The sequence below is a fragment of the Bifidobacterium sp. B4079 genome (assembly GCF_026537385.1).
GTDB lineage: Bacteria > Actinomycetota > Actinomycetes > Actinomycetales > Bifidobacteriaceae > Bombiscardovia > Bombiscardovia asteroides_I.
The window spans coordinates 968,095-984,889 of record NZ_JAFNMH010000001.1 but is presented as its reverse complement, the minus strand read 5'-3'; the positions used below and the strand labels follow the sequence as shown (position 1 = coordinate 984,889).

11 protein-coding genes and 2 pseudogenes are annotated in these 16,795 nt (G+C 59.3%); 6 read left to right on the top strand and 7 right to left on the bottom strand.

Annotated elements, in window-relative coordinates:
* Window positions 1–181: 181 nt before the first annotated feature.
* From J3T95_RS04135 to J3T95_RS04120, 4 genes are all read right to left on the bottom strand, one after another.
* On the bottom strand, window positions 182–3,448 hold the full coding sequence (locus J3T95_RS04135) for an RCC1 domain-containing protein (RefSeq protein ID WP_267450481.1): 3,267 nt from the start codon (window positions 3,446–3,448) through the stop codon (window positions 182–184).
* 1,062 nt (window positions 3,449–4,510) lie between these two features.
* Window positions 4,511–4,789, bottom strand: coding sequence for a hypothetical protein (locus J3T95_RS04130; protein WP_267450480.1), 279 nt, complete (start codon window positions 4,787–4,789; stop codon window positions 4,511–4,513).
* A gap of 399 nt (window positions 4,790–5,188) precedes the next feature.
* Entirely contained in the window at window positions 5,189–5,542 is a 354-nt protein-coding gene (locus tag J3T95_RS04125; protein ID WP_267450479.1) for a hypothetical protein, read from the bottom strand.
* A 259-nt stretch (window positions 5,543–5,801) separates the two neighbouring features.
* Entirely contained in the window at window positions 5,802–6,485 is a 684-nt protein-coding gene (locus J3T95_RS04120) for an AraC family ligand binding domain-containing protein (RefSeq protein ID WP_267450597.1), read from the bottom strand.
* 660 nt (window positions 6,486–7,145) lie between these two features.
* Here J3T95_RS04120 and J3T95_RS04115 point away from each other — a divergent pair.
* The 4 genes and pseudogenes from J3T95_RS04115 to J3T95_RS04105 all read left to right on the top strand — a co-directional run bounded on the left by J3T95_RS04115 (window position 7,146) and on the right by J3T95_RS04105 (window position 9,108).
* Entirely contained in the window at window positions 7,146–7,892 is a 747-nt protein-coding gene (locus J3T95_RS04115; protein ID WP_267450478.1) for a hypothetical protein, read from the top strand.
* Window positions 7,889–8,218, top strand: a complete 330-nt coding sequence (locus tag J3T95_RS04110; RefSeq protein ID WP_267450477.1) for a hypothetical protein — start codon at window positions 7,889–7,891, stop codon at window positions 8,216–8,218. Before J3T95_RS04115 ends, J3T95_RS04110 begins: the two co-directional genes overlap by 4 nt.
* 41 nt (window positions 8,219–8,259) lie before the next feature.
* A pseudogene (locus J3T95_RS09225) lies at window positions 8,260–8,641 on the top strand (glycoside hydrolase family 127 protein); the annotation flags it as partial.
* Window positions 8,578–9,108, top strand: a complete 531-nt coding sequence (locus J3T95_RS04105) for a beta-L-arabinofuranosidase domain-containing protein (RefSeq protein ID WP_267450476.1) — start codon at window positions 8,578–8,580, stop codon at window positions 9,106–9,108. The pseudogene J3T95_RS09225 and the gene J3T95_RS04105, both read left to right, overlap by 64 nt.
* A gap of 141 nt (window positions 9,109–9,249) precedes the next feature.
* Here the strand turns inward: J3T95_RS04105 and J3T95_RS04100 are convergent, their stop codons facing one another.
* The 3 genes and pseudogenes from J3T95_RS04100 to J3T95_RS04090 all read right to left on the bottom strand — a co-directional run.
* Window positions 9,250–10,677: an MFS transporter gene (locus tag J3T95_RS04100; protein ID WP_267450475.1), complete on the bottom strand. Its 1,428-nt coding sequence runs from the start codon at window positions 10,675–10,677 to the stop codon at window positions 9,250–9,252.
* Window positions 10,674–11,123: a MarR family winged helix-turn-helix transcriptional regulator gene (locus J3T95_RS04095; protein WP_267450474.1), complete on the bottom strand. Its 450-nt coding sequence runs from the start codon at window positions 11,121–11,123 to the stop codon at window positions 10,674–10,676. Before J3T95_RS04095 ends, J3T95_RS04100 begins: the two co-directional genes overlap by 4 nt.
* Before the next feature lie 230 nt (window positions 11,124–11,353).
* A pseudogene (locus J3T95_RS04090) lies at window positions 11,354–11,876 on the bottom strand (substrate-binding domain-containing protein); the annotation flags it as partial.
* Window positions 11,877–12,830: 954 nt separating this feature from the next.
* Here J3T95_RS04090 and J3T95_RS04085 point away from each other — a divergent pair.
* A complete protein-coding gene (locus tag J3T95_RS04085; protein ID WP_267450473.1) occupies window positions 12,831–15,602 on the top strand; it encodes a hypothetical protein in 2,772 nt (923 codons plus the stop codon).
* 111 nt (window positions 15,603–15,713) lie between these two features.
* Entirely contained in the window at window positions 15,714–16,574 is an 861-nt protein-coding gene (locus J3T95_RS04080) for an alpha/beta fold hydrolase (RefSeq protein ID WP_267450472.1), read from the top strand.
* The last annotated feature ends 221 nt before the right edge of the window (window positions 16,575–16,795 follow it).

Below are 16,795 nucleotides of genomic sequence, written 5' to 3'. Positions count from 1 at the left end.
TGACAGCGACCGTCAAGGCCGATCGCGACTCCGCCCCCGGCTTTCTCCGCACTAGAGTCGGGCTGGGCTGGGGTTTTGTTGTGGTTTGTGGGGTTGTTGGGTGTGGTGGCGGCTCCGTCGTGTTGGGGGTGGCGGGGCCGCCTGTTGGCCTGGGTCCTGTTGGGGGTGTGGCCCGGGCTGCTTACTCGTGTGAAGTGTTTGTTTGGGTTTGTTGTCGTCGGTTTTTGGCGGCTGCGGCGGCTCCTGCGGCGAGCAGTCCTGTGGCGAGCAGGAGGAGCATGCCGTTTCCTCCGGTCAGGGGCAGGCTGGCGATGGACAGGTACCGGTAGGTGTTGCTTGTGTCGGTTTGCTGCTGTCTGCCGTCCTGGGTCCAGTCGATGGCTGTGGGGACGGGGCCTGGCGTGTAGGCGGGCGTGGTGGCGTTCCAGGTGCCGTCGGGGTTGGGCGTCAGGTTTTTGCCGGCGGCAAGGCAGGCGCCTTGCTGCCGGGTTTGGTCGAAGCAGATGCTGGTGGCTTGTGGTTTTCCGGGGAAGCCGACTGGTCCTGGCCGGCTGTCCGGCCAGGCGTTGGAGGGTTCGCGCCCCAGCAGGCTGGAGTTGTTGCTTCCCCAGGTGTAGAGGCTGCCGTCGGATCCGATGGCTGCGGAATAGGCATTGCCTAGGCTGGTTTGTTTCCAGGTGAACCCGTCTGGCGCGCCTTGGGGCTTGCCGACTTGGGTCGGCGTGTGCTTATCGACCTGGGTGCCGTCGCCCAGCTGGCCGTAGTTGTTGTATCCCCAGGTGTAGAGGTTGCCGTCGGATCCGATGGCTGCTGAATGCTGGTCGCCTAGGCTGGTTTGTTTCCAGGTGAACCCGTCTGGCGCGCCTTGGGGCTTGCCGACCAGGACTGGCGTGCTGCGGCTGTTGGTTGTGCCGTCGCCCAGCTGGCCGTAAGTATTGCTTCCCCAGGTGTAGAGGTTGCCGTCGGATCCGATGGCCGCAGAATGGCTGCTGCCCAGGTTGACTTGTTTCCAGGTGAACCCGTCGGGCGCGCCCGCGGGCTTGCCGACCAGGGTCGGTGTGTACCGGCTAGCGATAGTTTCCCGCCCCAGCTGGCCGCTGTTGTTCCTTCCCCATGTGTAGAGGTTGCCGTCCGAGCCGATGCCTGCGGAATGGCTGCTGCCGAGGCTGGTCTGGCTGAAGCGGATGCCGCGCGGCGTGGGCGGGGTCAGGGTTAGCTTGGTGCCGCCGGCCTCGGGTCCTTGGGCGGGGCTGATGGTCCAGTGCTGCGTGTCAGTCCTGGTCCACCGGGCGGTCAGGGTGATGCTGTGGGTGACGGGCTGGGTGAAGTCGTAGGCCACATTGTCTTGGAACCAGCCGTCGAACAGGCAGCCGTCGGCTTTCGGGTCCGGCTGGGGGCGTTCCGCCTGCCCGTCCTGGGTGACGGCCTGGCTGGGGGGCATGCCCGTGGGGGCGGGGCAGGCGCTGTCCTTGGAGGTGAAGCCGACCTGGTGTTCGGGGGCGATGAACGTGTATTGCAGGTGCGCGTCCGGCTGCGGCCCGTTCCTGTTCCAGACGACGGTCACGTCCACGGCTCCCGGGTCATGCTTGGGCGTGGACGCCTGCCAGGTGCCGTCAGGGTTGGCCGTGATCCCCGTGGTCCTGGCCTGGCCGAACCGGACATCAGTGGGCGTGGCGGCGCCAGGGAAGTCGAGTGTGACCGGCGTGTTCCGGTTGGTGGTGGTGCCGTCGCCCAGCTGACCAGTGTTATTGTGCCCCCAAGCATATAAGTTGCTGTCTGATCCCAAAGCTGCGGAATGAGTTTCGCCTAAGCTGATTTGTTTCCAAATGAATCCGTCGGGTGCGTCTGCGGGCTTCCGAATTAGGGTTGGCGTGTTTCGGTTGGTGGTTGTGCCGTCGCCCAGCTGGCCGTTGCTGTTGCCTCCCCAGGTGTAGAGCTGACCATCTGAGCCGATGGCCGCGGAATGAGCGCCGCCTAGGCTGATTTGTTTCCAGGTGAACCCTTCTGACGTGCCTTTGGGCTTGCTGACCAGGGTTGGCGTGTTTCGGTTGGTGGTGGTGCCGTCGCCTAGCTGACCAGTGCTGTTGCCTCCCCAGGTGTAGAGGCTGCCGTCCGAGCTGATTCCTGCGGAAAAATTGTTGTTTAGGCTGATTTGTTTCCAAGTGAATCCGTTGATTTTGGCTGGCTTGTTCCGATCGGTAGTGGTGCCGTCGCCCAGTTGCCCGGAGTCGTTTCTTCCCCAAGTGTAGAGGTTACCGTCGGATCCGATGGCCGCAGAGTGAAACCAGCCGAGGCTGGCTTGTTTCCAAGTGAATCCGGCTGGCGCGCCTTGGGGTTTACCGACTATGCCTGGCCGGTGGGCGGACACGACGTTCGTGCCCCTGCCCAGCTGGCCGTTGCTGTTTCTTCCCCAAGTGTAGAGGTTGCCGTCGGAACCGATAGCTGCCGAATGCCACGCGCCTAAGCTGACCTGTTTCCAGGTGAATCCGGCTGGCGCGCCCTGGGGTTTGCCGACCTTGATCGGCGTAGGTCGGTCGGTGGTGGTGCCATCTCCAAGCGTGCCATTGCTGTTATCTCCCCATGTGTAGAGGTTGCCGTCCGAGCCGAATGCTGCGGAATAATAGCTGCCTAGGATGATTTGTTTCCAAGTGAATCCATTCGGCGTTCCTGCAGGTTTGTCGACCAGGATTGGCCTTTTCTGGTTGTTGGTGGTGCCGTCGCCCAGCTGGCCGCTGCTGTTGTTTCCCCAAGCGTAGAGGCTGCCATCGGATCTGATGGCAGCGGAGTGAAAGTCGTTCAGGCTGATTTGGCTGAAGCGGATGCCTCTTGGCTTGGGTGGGGTGAGGGTGGTCTTGGCGCCTCCGGCTGCGGGTCCTTGGGTGGGGCTGATGGTCCACCGCTGGCTGTCTGTGCTGGTCCATCGGGCGGTGAGGGTGATGTTGCGGGTGACGGGCTGGCTGAAGTCGTAAGCGATGTCGCCTTGGAACCAGCCGTCGAACAGGTACCCGCCCCTGGACGGGTCGGGACTGGGCCGGCTGGCCTGGCCTCCCTCGAGGATGGTCTGCTGGCCGACGCTGCTGCCGCCGGCTGGGTCGAAGCTGACCGTCCAGGTTTGGGAGGATTGGGCCTGCGGCTGGCTGCCGGCTGTGCTGCCGGGAGCGTCGGCCAGGGGCGAGGATGACGGCAGGGGGGAGGAGGTGGCCAGCGGGGATGATGACGGGACCTGCGGGGCTGCAGTCAGCGTGCTGCTGGTCGGCTGGCCGCCCGCGCCGGGGGCTGTGGAGTCTTCCAGCCCGGCGTTTCCCAAGGTGGCGGGCGCGGCCAAGTCGACTTCGCTTCCGGCGGTGGCATCGGCTGCGGCCAGACCTCCGGCCAGGAAGCTGGCAGGCAGGATGACGGCAAGCAGGATGCCAATAGCTCTGGCCGACATGTTCGAATGCTGGCGCATGATATGCACAAACCCCTATCTATGCATACGCGGCCACGCTTCCCGGTGCCCCCGCTTTACGCAAAACCGCAAGCCGCACATGTATTTCCCTACAACCAGAAACAACACTATCACGCCTAGCCTCACCGCCTTCAAGCGAAGCATCCCGCTCCCAGCAGCAGGGGCTTCCGTCATACGGCTGTCCCCTCAACCTCGGAACGTCAACAGGGCAACTTTTAGGGATTCTCGCGCACTTGTCCGGTCGGAGGAATAGATAGTTCCTGAGTGTTTCTGGGTCTTTGATAATGCAGCCCACCTGGGTCGCGGGCTTGCATGTGCGATTTTTATATAGGCTGCCCAACTCGTGGGAGCAGGCAAAACGCACTACTGGCAAGTTGCGGCGCGTTGCTCGGTCGGATGAAACGGAAGCACCCGGATGATAAGAGTTTGGACGTTAACCATGGAGCCATCCGCCAGGTCATCCGCGTTAAGGCCAAGATTCGGCCGAGGCTTTGATTGCGGCACACCTTTCGGATAGGCCGACCAAATGTCGGCTCGGGACCAGTGCAGAGAAACGGTGCCGCGTGGAAGAACCGGTGCGGCTGGACATTCAGGCCTGCCGCCGCACCTGTGCATCCCCAGGGGTGACGGCTTCTCTATACGCAGGTGGGGCCTCCCGGACCGCGCCGCCTGGGGGGGGGGCAAACGATCAGCCAGGAAAAACACTAGACTGCACGAACCCCAGCAAGCATCCCCCGAACAACCTTACCGCCAATAACAGCGGCTTCATGGCGAACTTTCAGAGAATCGGTTTTAGTGTGGGGCTTCATTGCGGCTGAAAAGAGTTCGACGTAGATGCTCGGTTCCAGCGGCCTGCATTCCTCATGCCTATGCCGGTTCGTCGAACAGTGCATGCATGAGGTACCGAAGAGATTCCGCTTGTGCGAAAAATACCAGTCGTTAATTATTGCATCGGTCGGTTACAAGTGTGGCTGATGACATTGATCAGCATGTGATTCCCTCTTACCTTCAAGTGAGAAAGACTGGCCTTGGGCAGGATGACTGACTAAAGTTTTAGTGCCCTCAGGGCAACTGGTCCATATGCCCGCTGTAGTCGTGGTTGACTGCATTGGTATCCCAAGGGTAGGGCAGAGCGGTCTGCGGATATATGTCCGCAAGCAGGTCGTAGCCGATCGGGTCGTATTCGTGCAGCTCATTCCTGGCGTTGAGCGGGCCTCGGACCCCGTCCCAGGTGTCGTCGGCGCTCTCGGCCATGACGTTGAACCACATGGATGTAAAGGTGGCGAAGTACTCTTCGATGTTGCCGATGAGGTAGGTTCGCGGCCAGAGACCAGCCTCCATAGCATGGCTGTAGGCGGCTTGGATTCGATGGGCCAGACTCTGATCTTCCAGACGGTTGATGCCCAGCGGTGGATGGCGCGGCCGAATTCATGGGCCAGTATGGACTCGTCGGGGTAGCGGGTCTGATGCATGCCCACAGTGATGCGCTCGATATTGGCGGCGGAGATGGAGGTGACCGGGTCGCCGATCATACCTCCGTACCCTTTCACAGGGCGATCCATGATCCGGGCGCTGCCGTGATGTTCAGGTATATCATAGACATCCTCATGAGGTCCGTAGATGGCGACCCTGGCCCCAAGGGAGATCATGGTCCGGGCTATCCGCGGCGATTCGGACATCATGGTGTCGATCAGGTCGGCCGCCAACAGCCGGGTGTGGTGCCTGACGTCGTCAGATGACTCAATGGGGATTCCGCAGCGGCAGTTGGTGAACTGCGTGTACTGGCAGTGCCAGTTGCTGACCCTGTTGATTGACGATGGCCGCGTCCGCTCGTACGGACAGGCATCCCAGAACAGTGCGATCCAAGGGTTCTCTGGTAATCAACGTGGACCGTTTCCTGATGGGCTCATAGACATTGAGCAGATTCCACTCCACATCGGTCCTCTCCATCAGCGGCAGAGGATGGTCGTCCATGAGCAGACGGAAATGCCGGGGATCTGAGGCTTCCTCCACCTCCTGGTTCCAGTAGAGTTCGATGCGTCGAGGATCGATCATCTGGCTGAAAATCATCCGAGGCGGGTTGGTGCGAGGCATGGGGATCTCCCTTCGTTGCAAAATCACCTTGCTGTTTTCGTCCTATGAGCGCTGCCCGCGAAATCGGTCTGGCAAAGACCACTGCGTCAATAAAACCCACCTATTGTCCTTATGGTCGACCCGGCTGTAGCGCTCAATGGGAGTTGAAGTGCCTTTGATGAAAGGTTCTTCGATGGCGGGTGGGGCTGATGCCGCTGCTGCGCTTGAATACCTTCATGAAATATTTGTCGTCTTTGTACCCGACGATGGCCCCGATGCCTTACACTGTGTCGTCGGTCTCTACCAGCAGGGACTTGGCCGCCTCCATGCGGAAGCGTTCGGTCTCCTGGGAAATGGTGATGACGAACTTCTGCCGGTATTTGCACGATAGGTAGCTTTTGTTGTAGTTGAAATAGTCGGCGATTTGGCTCAGGCTGATGGGCCCCAGAGCGTGAATGCGGATCCTGTCGCGCACCGGCTGTAGTTCATGAATGTTCATGGACAGGGTGTGCAGAAGCTGCTTGGCCTGCATGGTCACCTCGTAAAGCACGCAGGCCAGGATAGCGTTCAGATAGTGTTGATCGCCGTGCATCTGGTAGACGTCCAGCAGCTGGTTGAAGATGACGGTGACCCGGTCCATGAGCAGGTTCTCGATGCAGGCAGGCAGAAGAATGCTCGAAGCCTCGTCCGTCTCGGGGTTCTCGACGGTGCCCCTGACTGGGGTCAAGCCGGGCAGATTGAAATGTATCCAATCGAATCCCAGGCTGTCGGTGATGGCGCGGAATCTCCGATGCTTCTGGTTAGGAGGCACGATCAGGAAGGTGCCCGGACCCAGAATGTAGCGCGTATCATCAATCTGCAAGGGCAAAATGCCCTGGATGTTGCAGATGCTTTCGAAGGTCCTGTTGACGCGTCTGCTATGTCGCCAGCCGGGGTCACTGATGAAGGTGCCGGCAGACGCCAGCTCGGGCTGCTGCTGGTTTTCCTAGTCATAGAACAATGTCATGAAAATCGACCTCTCGTCAGAAACAATAGGTAAAAATGCCCCACGTGTTATAAAGTCTAGGCCACCGGCTATGGGATTCGCTATCACTGCCATTGAAGGCATCATAGGCAGCGGAGCCTAGGCATATGAGAAAGAGACGGATAATCGTGGCAGACCGGACCATACCAGCGCAGGGGTCGGTGACCCAGGCGCCTGTAAAGAATCTATACCTCAAAATTATCCACCTTTTCTATAAACTCACCACCATTCCGGGAGTGATGCAACCATGTAGCATACGGAGAGCACCTTGGAAGAGGTCAGGGACGACAAGGACCTCTTCGGACACCCTCGTCCATCGGTACCCTGGCCCTGGGCAATTTCTGCAACTCAGCCGCCTGGGGCGCCTTCTACGCCCTGATGATCTACTACCTCTATGCCCCTTTTCCAAGGGGCTGGGGTTCTCCCAGGGTGATGCAGCTCTGATGATCGCTGCCACGGGGGCGGCAAAGGGATTGCTCAATATTGTGGCAGCTGGCTCTCCGACAGGGGTCTGGGGATGCGCAAGGCGCTGATGCTGGGTAACTTCCTTTAAGGCCACGGCCTTCTTCATCCTGGCCATGCCTCCGACCAGTCAGGTCTTTGGGCAGACCATGCCTGCATCGCCTTGGTGCTGCTGTCTATGCCCATCATGGGGATGTCCAACGCCTCCCTGACCGGGCAGCTCTACCGCAAAAAGGATGCCCGCAGGCGTGCGCAGCCTTCACCATCCACCAGTTCGCCAATACGGTGGCCGGAATCCTCACCCCGGTCGTGGTGGGTCAGATCGGTCTGAGCAGCTATCATATTGGTTTCGCAACGGCCATCTTCCTCACCCAGTACCGGTTCTTTGGACCCTTGGTAGAGGCGCCCATCAAGCCTCTGCCCGCTCGGGAGCGCCAGCGGATGTTCAAGGGCATGGCTGTCGGGCTGGCGGTGCTTGCCATGATCATTGACGTCCTGGTGCTGACCCGGCATTTCAGCCTGAATGCCATCATCAACGTCGTCACCGCCTTCGCCTTCGTGGTACCCCTGTGCTTCTTGGTCAACTTGTTCAGTAAAAAGGATCTGACCGCCCGTGACCATACCCATCTTCGGGCTTTCCTTTGGTTCTTCTTCGCCCAGATCGTCATGGCCCTGGGCGCCACCCTGCTGACCAGCGCCATTGCCATCTTCCTCGACAAGAAAGTCGACCGGGTGATCTTTGGCATAACCATTGCCCCAGGCTCACTCCAGGTCATCTATTTGGTCATGGATCTGATAACCAGTCCCATCCTTATCATCCTGTGCACCAAGACCAGCGCCGGAGCAATCCAGACCACCCATAGGTATGGTATGGGGCTGTTGTGACCATACCATCCCTGATTCCGGGCGGAAGCAGATCCTCCGGCTACTCCCTCTGGTGGGTGCTTGTCTGCTACGCCTTCATGGCGCTGTCCGCCCAGCTTGTCGGCCCGATCGGCAGTTCCCTGGTTTCCTGGCTCTGCCCGGACTCCTATGAGACCCAGCTGCAGACCGCTTGGAACCAGACCGCAGCCATCGGCAATGCCATCGCCATACTCTTTTTCAAATTGTTCCAGACGACCGACCAGCAGGTCTACCTTTTTCCCATCGTGGCAGTGGCCCTGGTGACCGTTGCGCTGGTCCTGATCATTTCATTTTCAGCCGTCGCATAGAGAGGCAGATGGCCGCATGAGCCGGGAATTCAAAATTCAATATGAGCGTGCCTATCGATATAAGTCAAGCCAGCGTTGACGACCCCTTCTGGTCTGCCGAGCAGGAGCTGGTCAGAACTGCAGTCCTGCCTTACCGATGGAGGGCTCTCAACGACCAGGTTCCGGGCGCTTCGCCTAGCTACTGCATGCACACCTTTCGCGCTGCTGCCTCCGTGAACAAGAGGCTGAAAGGGCAGCATGGGAGCCGAGCCATCCGGCGGCCTCGCCAACCAGGGGTCCCACTCTCTGCCGGAGGACCCGGATCATCCCGATCCGGATAAGTTCTATGGTTGCGTTTTCCAGGATACTGACTTCTCCAAATGGGTGGAAGCCGTGGGGTACCCCCTGGCGCATCATCCGGATGCGCCTGCTGCTCGCCCAACTTGGCCCGCCTGGTCGAATCGGTGCGGGATTACGCCTACACCCTTGCCGAGGATGGGTCCTCGCTCTTTGTGCACCTCTACATCGGTGGTAGTATCCAGGCGGACCTGGGGGAGGGGTCGATCGCTTTGCGGGTGCATTCGGCACTGCCTTGGAAGGGTCGAATCCGCCTAAAGGCTGAGGCTTCCGGTAATGGCCGGACCACCCTGGCTTTCCGTCTGCTTTCCTGGGCTGGCGGCGATGCAGCCACCGATGCGGTGACGGTCCACACAGGCCAAGGTTCCTCGGATGATATCAGCCGACGTGTGGAACAGGGGCACCTCTACCTTTCCGGTCCCTGGAAGAAGGGTGATCGGATCGACACTGACTTCGACATGCCAGTACGTGCTGTTGCCGCCTATCCTCTGGTCAGCCTGGATGCGGACAAGGTGGCGGTGACCAGGGGACCCATAATCGACAGACGGGGCTGATACTGCTCCGCTCTACCGTCAATGGCAACCGTTCCATTGCATGCTGACCGCGGCCACCCTGATTCCCTATTTCGCCTGGTCCAACCGTGGCGAAATAGGGAATGAGGGTTTTCTTTGACGTGGACTGAAGGCCGCTATCCTTCAAGCATGTTGCGGTTTCTGAGAGCGACGCAGAGCGGCCAGGATCAGCAGGACCTCCAGGGCGCCAACGATCAGCAGCAGGATCAAGGCATGCTGGGAGCCGTTGATGGTTCCCAGCCTTCGGTTTGCGACTGCGGCCTGGCCTGCTGCGACGATGGTGGCTGCCAGGCTACTGCCGATGGCTGCGGCGAACTGCTGGACGGTGCTGAAGATGGCGTTGCCGTCGGCCTGCTGCTCCCGACTCAGCCGGTGCAGGCCGTTGGTCATGATGTTGCCGAAGCTCAGCCCGATGCCCAGCATGAAGAGAATATAGAGTATCAGGATGGCCAGGGCTGTCAGCCGACGGGCCGTCAAGGCGAATCCGAGGAGGCCGATCAGGGCGACACAGCTGCCGCTGATGATGGGAATGCGCGGGCCTAGCTGATCGTAAAGCCTGCCGGAGAGCGGGGCCAGAACGGCTCCGATCGCCGCACCTGGCAGCACCACCAGTCCGGCCTGCAGCGAGGTGCATCCATCAACCAGCTGCAGGTAGTTGGGCAGGATGAATGAGAGAGCCAGGGCACTGATCTCGAAGAGGATGTAGGCGCCGACATGCAGGGAGAAGCGGCTGTCGGCGAACAGGCGCACGTCAATGATCGGTTGGGCCTGATGCCGAGCGCGGACGGTGAACCCTGCCAGGGCGATAAGCCCCAGGGCCAGCGCACCGCCGAACCTCCAGGAGAGCCATCCTGCCGAGGCGTTGCTGATGCCGAAGATCAAACCTGCAAAGCCCAGAACCATCAGGAATATGTCAAGCGGGCCCAGCCCGGCTGCTTCCCTGTCTGCCGACACGGGAACCGAGGGTATACAGGCCAGGCCGGTCACCAGCGAGATGACCAGTACGGGGATCAGGATGATGAAGGCGAAACGCCACCCGATGGTGGTCGCCACCAAACCGCCGAAGGTGGGGCCGACAGCTGGTCCGATAGCTGTAATCAGAGTGCCTACGCCCATCATAGTGCCGATGCGCTTTGTCGGGACTTCCTGGAGGATGATGTTGAACATCAGTGGCAGGGCGATACTGGTACCCAATCCTTGTATGGCCCTTCCCAGCAGCAGGAGCGGGAAGACTGGAGCCAGCGCGTCGATGACCAGTCCGGTCAGGAAGAGCAGATTAGCGCACAGAAAGAGGGTTCGGCTGCGGAATCGGCGCTTGAGAGCTGCTGAGAGCGGGGTGATGGAGGCGACGACCAGCAGGTAGAGGGTGGTCATCCATTGCACGCTGGAGGTTCCGATGCCGAAATGGCTCATGAGGGCAGGGAAGGTGATGTTCATGGCAGTTTCCACGATCACGCCGCAGAAGGACATGATGCCAGTGGCTATGATAGCGCCGATTACCTTGCGGGGGATTGCTGTACTTTGCTCTTGGCTTGTTTGGGTCGCGCTCATGAGCGAGATTCCTTCCTGGTCTGGGTGGAATCATCGGAATTCAAGGCGATGAAATAGGCCAGCACACGATCGAAGGCAGCCAGATCACACTGGTCGAACTGGCGCTCCATGGCCTTTTGCTGGTTGTCTATATATGCCCGCACAGCTTTCTGCAGGCCCCGAGCCTTTGCGGTCGGAACAATGATGCGTTGACGGCTGTCCCTGGGATCCCGTTTGGCGGCGACCAGTCCGCTGGCCTCCATGCGCTGCAGGATTTTTGTCGTTGTAGACGGGCGGATGTCGAATTCCATCTCGATGTCCCGTTGGGTGTGGTTCTGGGACTCGCCCAGGAAGTCGATGATGGACATCTGGGTGCCTGTGAGCCCGTATCGGGCCGCGTAGGCATCCATGGATCGTGACATGAGGTTGGCTGCCCGTTTGATTCGCTTGCCGTAGTCTTTGCTCAAAGACCCTCCCTCGGATAGATCGTTAGCTACCTAATGAATAATCTCCCAGGTATGGACAAGCGTTCATGCCAGGTTGCTAAAGGCAGCAATGAGGTCTTTGGATTCTTCTGCAGGCATTGCAGAAGACTGTCGCATCGTTGCAGCAAGCAGCGTGGCACCTGTGATCTGGTCTTTACTTGGACCAAGGCAATGATGCCGTGTCAGATGGTCCGGGGGGGGGGGCGTTAATGTTACCTGACTTGTTCCTGTCGCTGGCTGATGTCGATGACCGATCCGCGCTGGATCAACTTCGCTGGAATAAGCATCTTGGTTTTTGCGGGAACGTATTCTCCCCTCGCGCCCGATCGTTTCGAAGTCCATGCGCATGGTAGTCAGACTCAATCTGGGGACTGTTCCCACTTGAGAATCGTCGACACCGATCACGCTGACATCCTCAGGCACTCTTTTGCCGGAATCCTTGAGGCCTTCAATGGCTCCATAAGCCATCTGGTCGTTGGCTGCATAGATGGCTGTGCAATCGGTTTCATGCGCCAAGGCTCGCCTTGTTTCATATCCGCTGTCTGCTTCCCGGTCGCCTATGTAGGTTGGCGGTACCGGGATGCTACGAGCCTGAAGGACGTATCTCCAGCCCTTGGCCCGGCTTTCCGCAGCCCGTGAAGCCAAGAGGCCTGAGATGTGGTAAACGGTACGGTGGCCTTTCCTAAGCAAATATTCGACAGCCGAAGTAGAGCATCCAAATGTTTGCGACACCACATATAGTTGATATTGTCAATAATGGATTAATCCATAGTATTTGATGATATTGTTGGAGTAACTGGCCGGCGCGCCTATGGTGTGGCCATAAAGCGTGCATGAGCCGGGCCTGGAGTCGGAACAGCAGTGTGTATCAGCAAAACCGCGGCTCTCTTGAGAGGACCAGGAGCGAAAACACAACGCCGTTCCTGCGCCTGTGCCGGAACGGGTCCTGAGGGGCCGCGGTGCAGGGGCAGTGCCCGATTGAAGGAAGGCCTCAGCACCAAGGTGCGAGGCCGGAAACCTAAAAGGCCCTGGGGGGGTTGACTGCAATGCGATTCGAATCCGTGAAACATCCTGACCCAAGCGGTGGTGCCAGTGTGACTGGTGCCGTTCACGCGGCACGGAACAAGGCAATGTTCCCAATGCTGCGTGATGCCTTGGGGGTGACTCAGAAATGGGTCGCGGATCGTTGAGGTGTGCGGACTCTGGCTATGTCCCGCTGGAGGATGCCGACAGTTCACAGGCGCAACCGTATCCGGAGGCCTGGGAGATGCTTGAGTGCCTGTGGAACCAGGTGGATTGACGCCCACAGGCTCACGTTCGCGATCCCCTTTGTGGTGCTTGCATTGTGCACACAGCTTTCCCAGTGGCGGAGGAGCGGCCTGCGCGTGCCGCCTGTCAACCGATCATAGAGGATGCCCATCTTTTTCCAAGGTGGCGCATGAAGCGTCTTTGCTCCATCCACTTATAATGGATGCCAATTGATGGATAATAACAAGTGATAATCAGTGAAAAGTAAATGAATTAAATCCTGCGCGACTTTATCGCGGCACTATGGCTCGCTTTATGAAGATGTAAATGGCTTGAGGACAAGGGAGAGGGAGGAAGTATATGTTCCGCGCCGAAGAACAACAAAGCCGGAATCGTATCGACAGGATGCCAAGGAAGGAAGCTGCGAGTAATAGCGATCGGATGGCAGCCGGATATCTTTCGAGAATGTCCCACCTCCTCAAGGGCCTGCTGCTTGTCGTGCTCCGCCTGGCCGTGCTGTGCGCCTCGGTGATCGGCATCGGGACAACGGGGGTGCCAGCCGTGGCTGCTGGTGCGGAGACCCGGATCGACACCAAGCCAAAGGTCTTCCAATTCATGGCTTATAACGATAAGGTCGATTCGTACCAGGATGAGCTCCGCCTTGATCTGGTTCTACGGGTGCCCCACAAGGAGTTCGATCCGAACTGCGTGGCACTAGGCCAGACGACGCCGGCCGCATCCAGGGGTTGTTCCCTGTCCTTCCTGTACCAATACTCCGGATCGGACCAACCAAGGAGGTTCAGACGTTCCCGATACATCAATACCATGGGGCGGAAAGGTGCAAACAGCTACGATGGAGCCCTCGCATGGGCGAGGAACCAGGATGAGGCCTTTACCGTTCACGAAATAATCAATTCAGGTGTTTATGACTACTTGGCCATCTCCATTGAAGGCGACCTTGACTACACGGATACCAAATCCTCGATCGACGCCTACAAGACGGGTGGTTCGAAGCAGGAACTCGCCGTGTACGCCGTCATCGACCATGACCGTCAGGGGAGGAACATCCTATGCGGCGACGCTGTATGGAATTATGGAGATGATATGTGCGGCACCTTCAATCCGGATTCCTTGGACAGCGCACGATCGGTCAATATCATGGATGCCATTGGGGAGCGCGGTACCAGACTCTATATGCAGAATTGCAGAACGTCCGGAGGGGCCAAATACTGCAGTGGTCCGGCTTCTTTCGTCGGCTGGGATGGGCACCCGCTCCTGTGGAGCGGGCGTCAGGCGAACTGGGGGTTGGTGACCGATTTCGGGTTCCCCGCGGGCAATAACAATCCGGCCGTGCCGGAAGGGGTGGCACCGGCCAAATCGTTCTTCGTGTATTGGTATAACGTGGGGGGACCAGGGTCCTCCAAGAACCCTGGGTGCACGGAGAACACCTCCTTTAAGTATCAATGGGTGGGGTTGAAGAACAACACGTGGGTGCCGGTCAAGGCGCTCACGCCCAAAGCGGTGGAAGTCCAAGGGCAGCCGGCGGGCTACAGCTCACCCGGGTCCGCCTCCGGCTCCGAGCAAGGGGCCGCATATAATGACAAACCCAGGGCAGCCGGTTCGTCGCGGGCCAAGACCAACAACCTGTTCGCCGTCAATGATGCCGGTGAGCCCATGCCGGCGCAGCGCCCGGACGGGTCCATCGACTTCAAACTCGCCAAGTCCATGCAGGGATTGGATGGATACTTCAAGTTACTCACTTGGCCCATAACCAAGGATGCGAACGGCCAGATCTGCAAGACCACCACACAGGTGGAGAAGGACACCTACAATCCCGAGGCCGGCATCGAGAACCTGGATGCCAAGGAAGTTGAGCACCGGATGCAGACGGCCTGGACCATCGATACCGCCTTCTACCGGTACAGTGTCAACCCTCCACAGGCGCCTACCATCAATTCCATCGATGGAACCGGTCTGGGGTCCGGAGGAGCCGTCTGGGCCGATAGTCTCACCCCGACCATATCCGGCACCTGTCAGCCGGCCGTTGACCCCCAAACGCCGAACAGGGTGACCCTGTTCGGCGAGAATCCAGCGAAACCCATCAGCGCGAACAATCCAGACGAATCCGACAATCGCGGGTTCGCCATAGGCACCGTCGCTTGCGTTCCCAATGACGCCAGGAATCCAGACAAGGGCGGCACCTGGAGTATCCGCGATGACAATACGGCCTATCCAAGCAAGGGCGTCAACACCAACATGGGCCGTCGGCGGTATCATGCCTGGATAACCGAGCACTCGACCGGCTACAACCTCACCTCCGGCTTTTCCAACCTGGCAACAGCACGATTCGCCGCTCAGAACGAGGCGGCTCCGGTGGTGCAGGCCATAACGGTACCCCATACCCGCAAGGGCGTTCTGCCAGGGGGATCGGCGGTGAGGGTCGAGGGCACAGCCAGGCCGACCTATCTTGCGGGGAACGATACGAACCTGTCGGATTCGAGGCTGGAGGTCTTCATGGTCCAATCCTCATCCGGTGCCGAGACCTCCCTAGGAACCTCAGGCGAACATGATTTCAGCACGAGCACCCCTTCAGGGGGTTCATCCCCGGTAGGTCACATCGTCATTGAGCCCGTCACGGAAGGACATGTGTGGCACTGGAAAATCGACATCAATCCATTGGTGTTCCTAAATGCCTTTGACGGTAGCCCTGGCAGCGAGCAGTATACATTCGGTGCCCGTTTGGTCAATCCCGCAGGAAAGCCTTCGGACGATGCCCGCAAGGATCAGATGGTGGATATGACCCCGACCGATCCGGGGATCATCGGCGCCGACTGGCAAACGGTCAGTGGCAGGGCGGTGATGAAGGGAACCGAAACAGTCGACGCGAATGCCAAGGTGACCGTGACCTGGCCGTCCAACCAGGCCGGCAGGACCAGCGATACCGTCATGTCAGGAGCGGACGGTGCCTGGGCGGTACTGCTCCCCAGTGGGATCGAGCCTGGGGAGGTGAGCGTAACGGTTGTGGATTCGAATGGCAATCAATCTGAACCGTATAAACAGTACCTGGATGTTGCGCCTCCATTGGATGGCCTCCCTCTCGCGGGTGCTCCAAAACATACGACGCTGCTTCTGGTGTTCTCCCTTGTACTGCTCGTCGCCTTGACCTGTGCATGGCTGCGGCGCAGGCGCGAATTCACTCCGCCTGCATCCTGAATCGGTGGGGGTATCGGACCTTGTATGCGAGCGGGAACTGTCTGTTCAGGCAGGTTCGGATGCGGCATCAGCGTGTCCCTTTCCTTGGCTGGTTGTCGTAGAGTGGTTGACATGGACGAAGGCGACAATGTGACGGTGAAAACCCAAGAGGGACGTCGGCTTTCCGGCAGAGCCTATGGCCCCCGTGACGGCGACCCGGTACTTTTCATAGCCGGGGCCGGCATGGGCAAGTCCATGCTCTTCGGTGAGGAGGTACTTCCGCAGCATGGCATCCGCGTCTTGACGATGGACAGACCCGGCATGGGCGCTTCGGACCCGGAACCGAACCGCACGATGACAGGAACTGCCGAGGATTACCGAATATTCACCCAAGCCTTGCTCGGCACGGGGGCCGCATCCGTCCCGGTGGTGGCGAATTCACAGGGCGGTATGTTCGGTCTCGCGCTGGCGGCACTAGGTTTCGCCGCAGCATTGGTGCTGGTCTCTCCCGCTGATGAAGTGCAATACCCGGCCGTTCATGACAAGCTGTCTCCGCAGGCCACGCAGCTTTCCGACCTGGCCGTATCATCTCCCGACTCCGCACGAAAGATACTTCAGGATTTCTCCGCGAAGTCCATGGAGGATATGGTAATCGGCGGTTCCACGGCGAAGGATGCCGAATTGTACACCAGCGAACCATTCCTGACCCGGTACCGTAGGGCACTATCCGAAGGGTTTGCACACGAGGGTGTCGGCTATGTGCAGGACACCATGCTGGCCATGAGGCCTTGGAACATCGATATGACCCAGGTGCAATGCCCTGTGAGCATCCTGTTCGGTGAAGACGACAAGGTGCACTCGCCCGACCATGGCTTGGTGCTGCAGAGCAGAATCGAGACCGCCACGCGCAGTCTTTTCCCCGGCGAGGGTGGCTCGCTCCTTTGGACAAGGGCCGGGGATGTCCTGGATATCGTGCATGCGCTAGCGGAATGATAGTGAAGCTTCAGCAGGCGATCAGGTATCGCCCGGCTGTGCTGTTGACGGTAGCGGGACGAATGCGGAAGCGACGGGTTGAGGTTTATGAAAGTGGCAGGAGGCACGTCATGGTGCTGAGGAACCAGAGATGGGGACCCCGTTGCCTTGCCTGAAGTCAGGTTTCAGGATTGGCATGCCGTTCTGCACGTTTGGGTGTCAATAAGAGTGGTTTGCTCTCT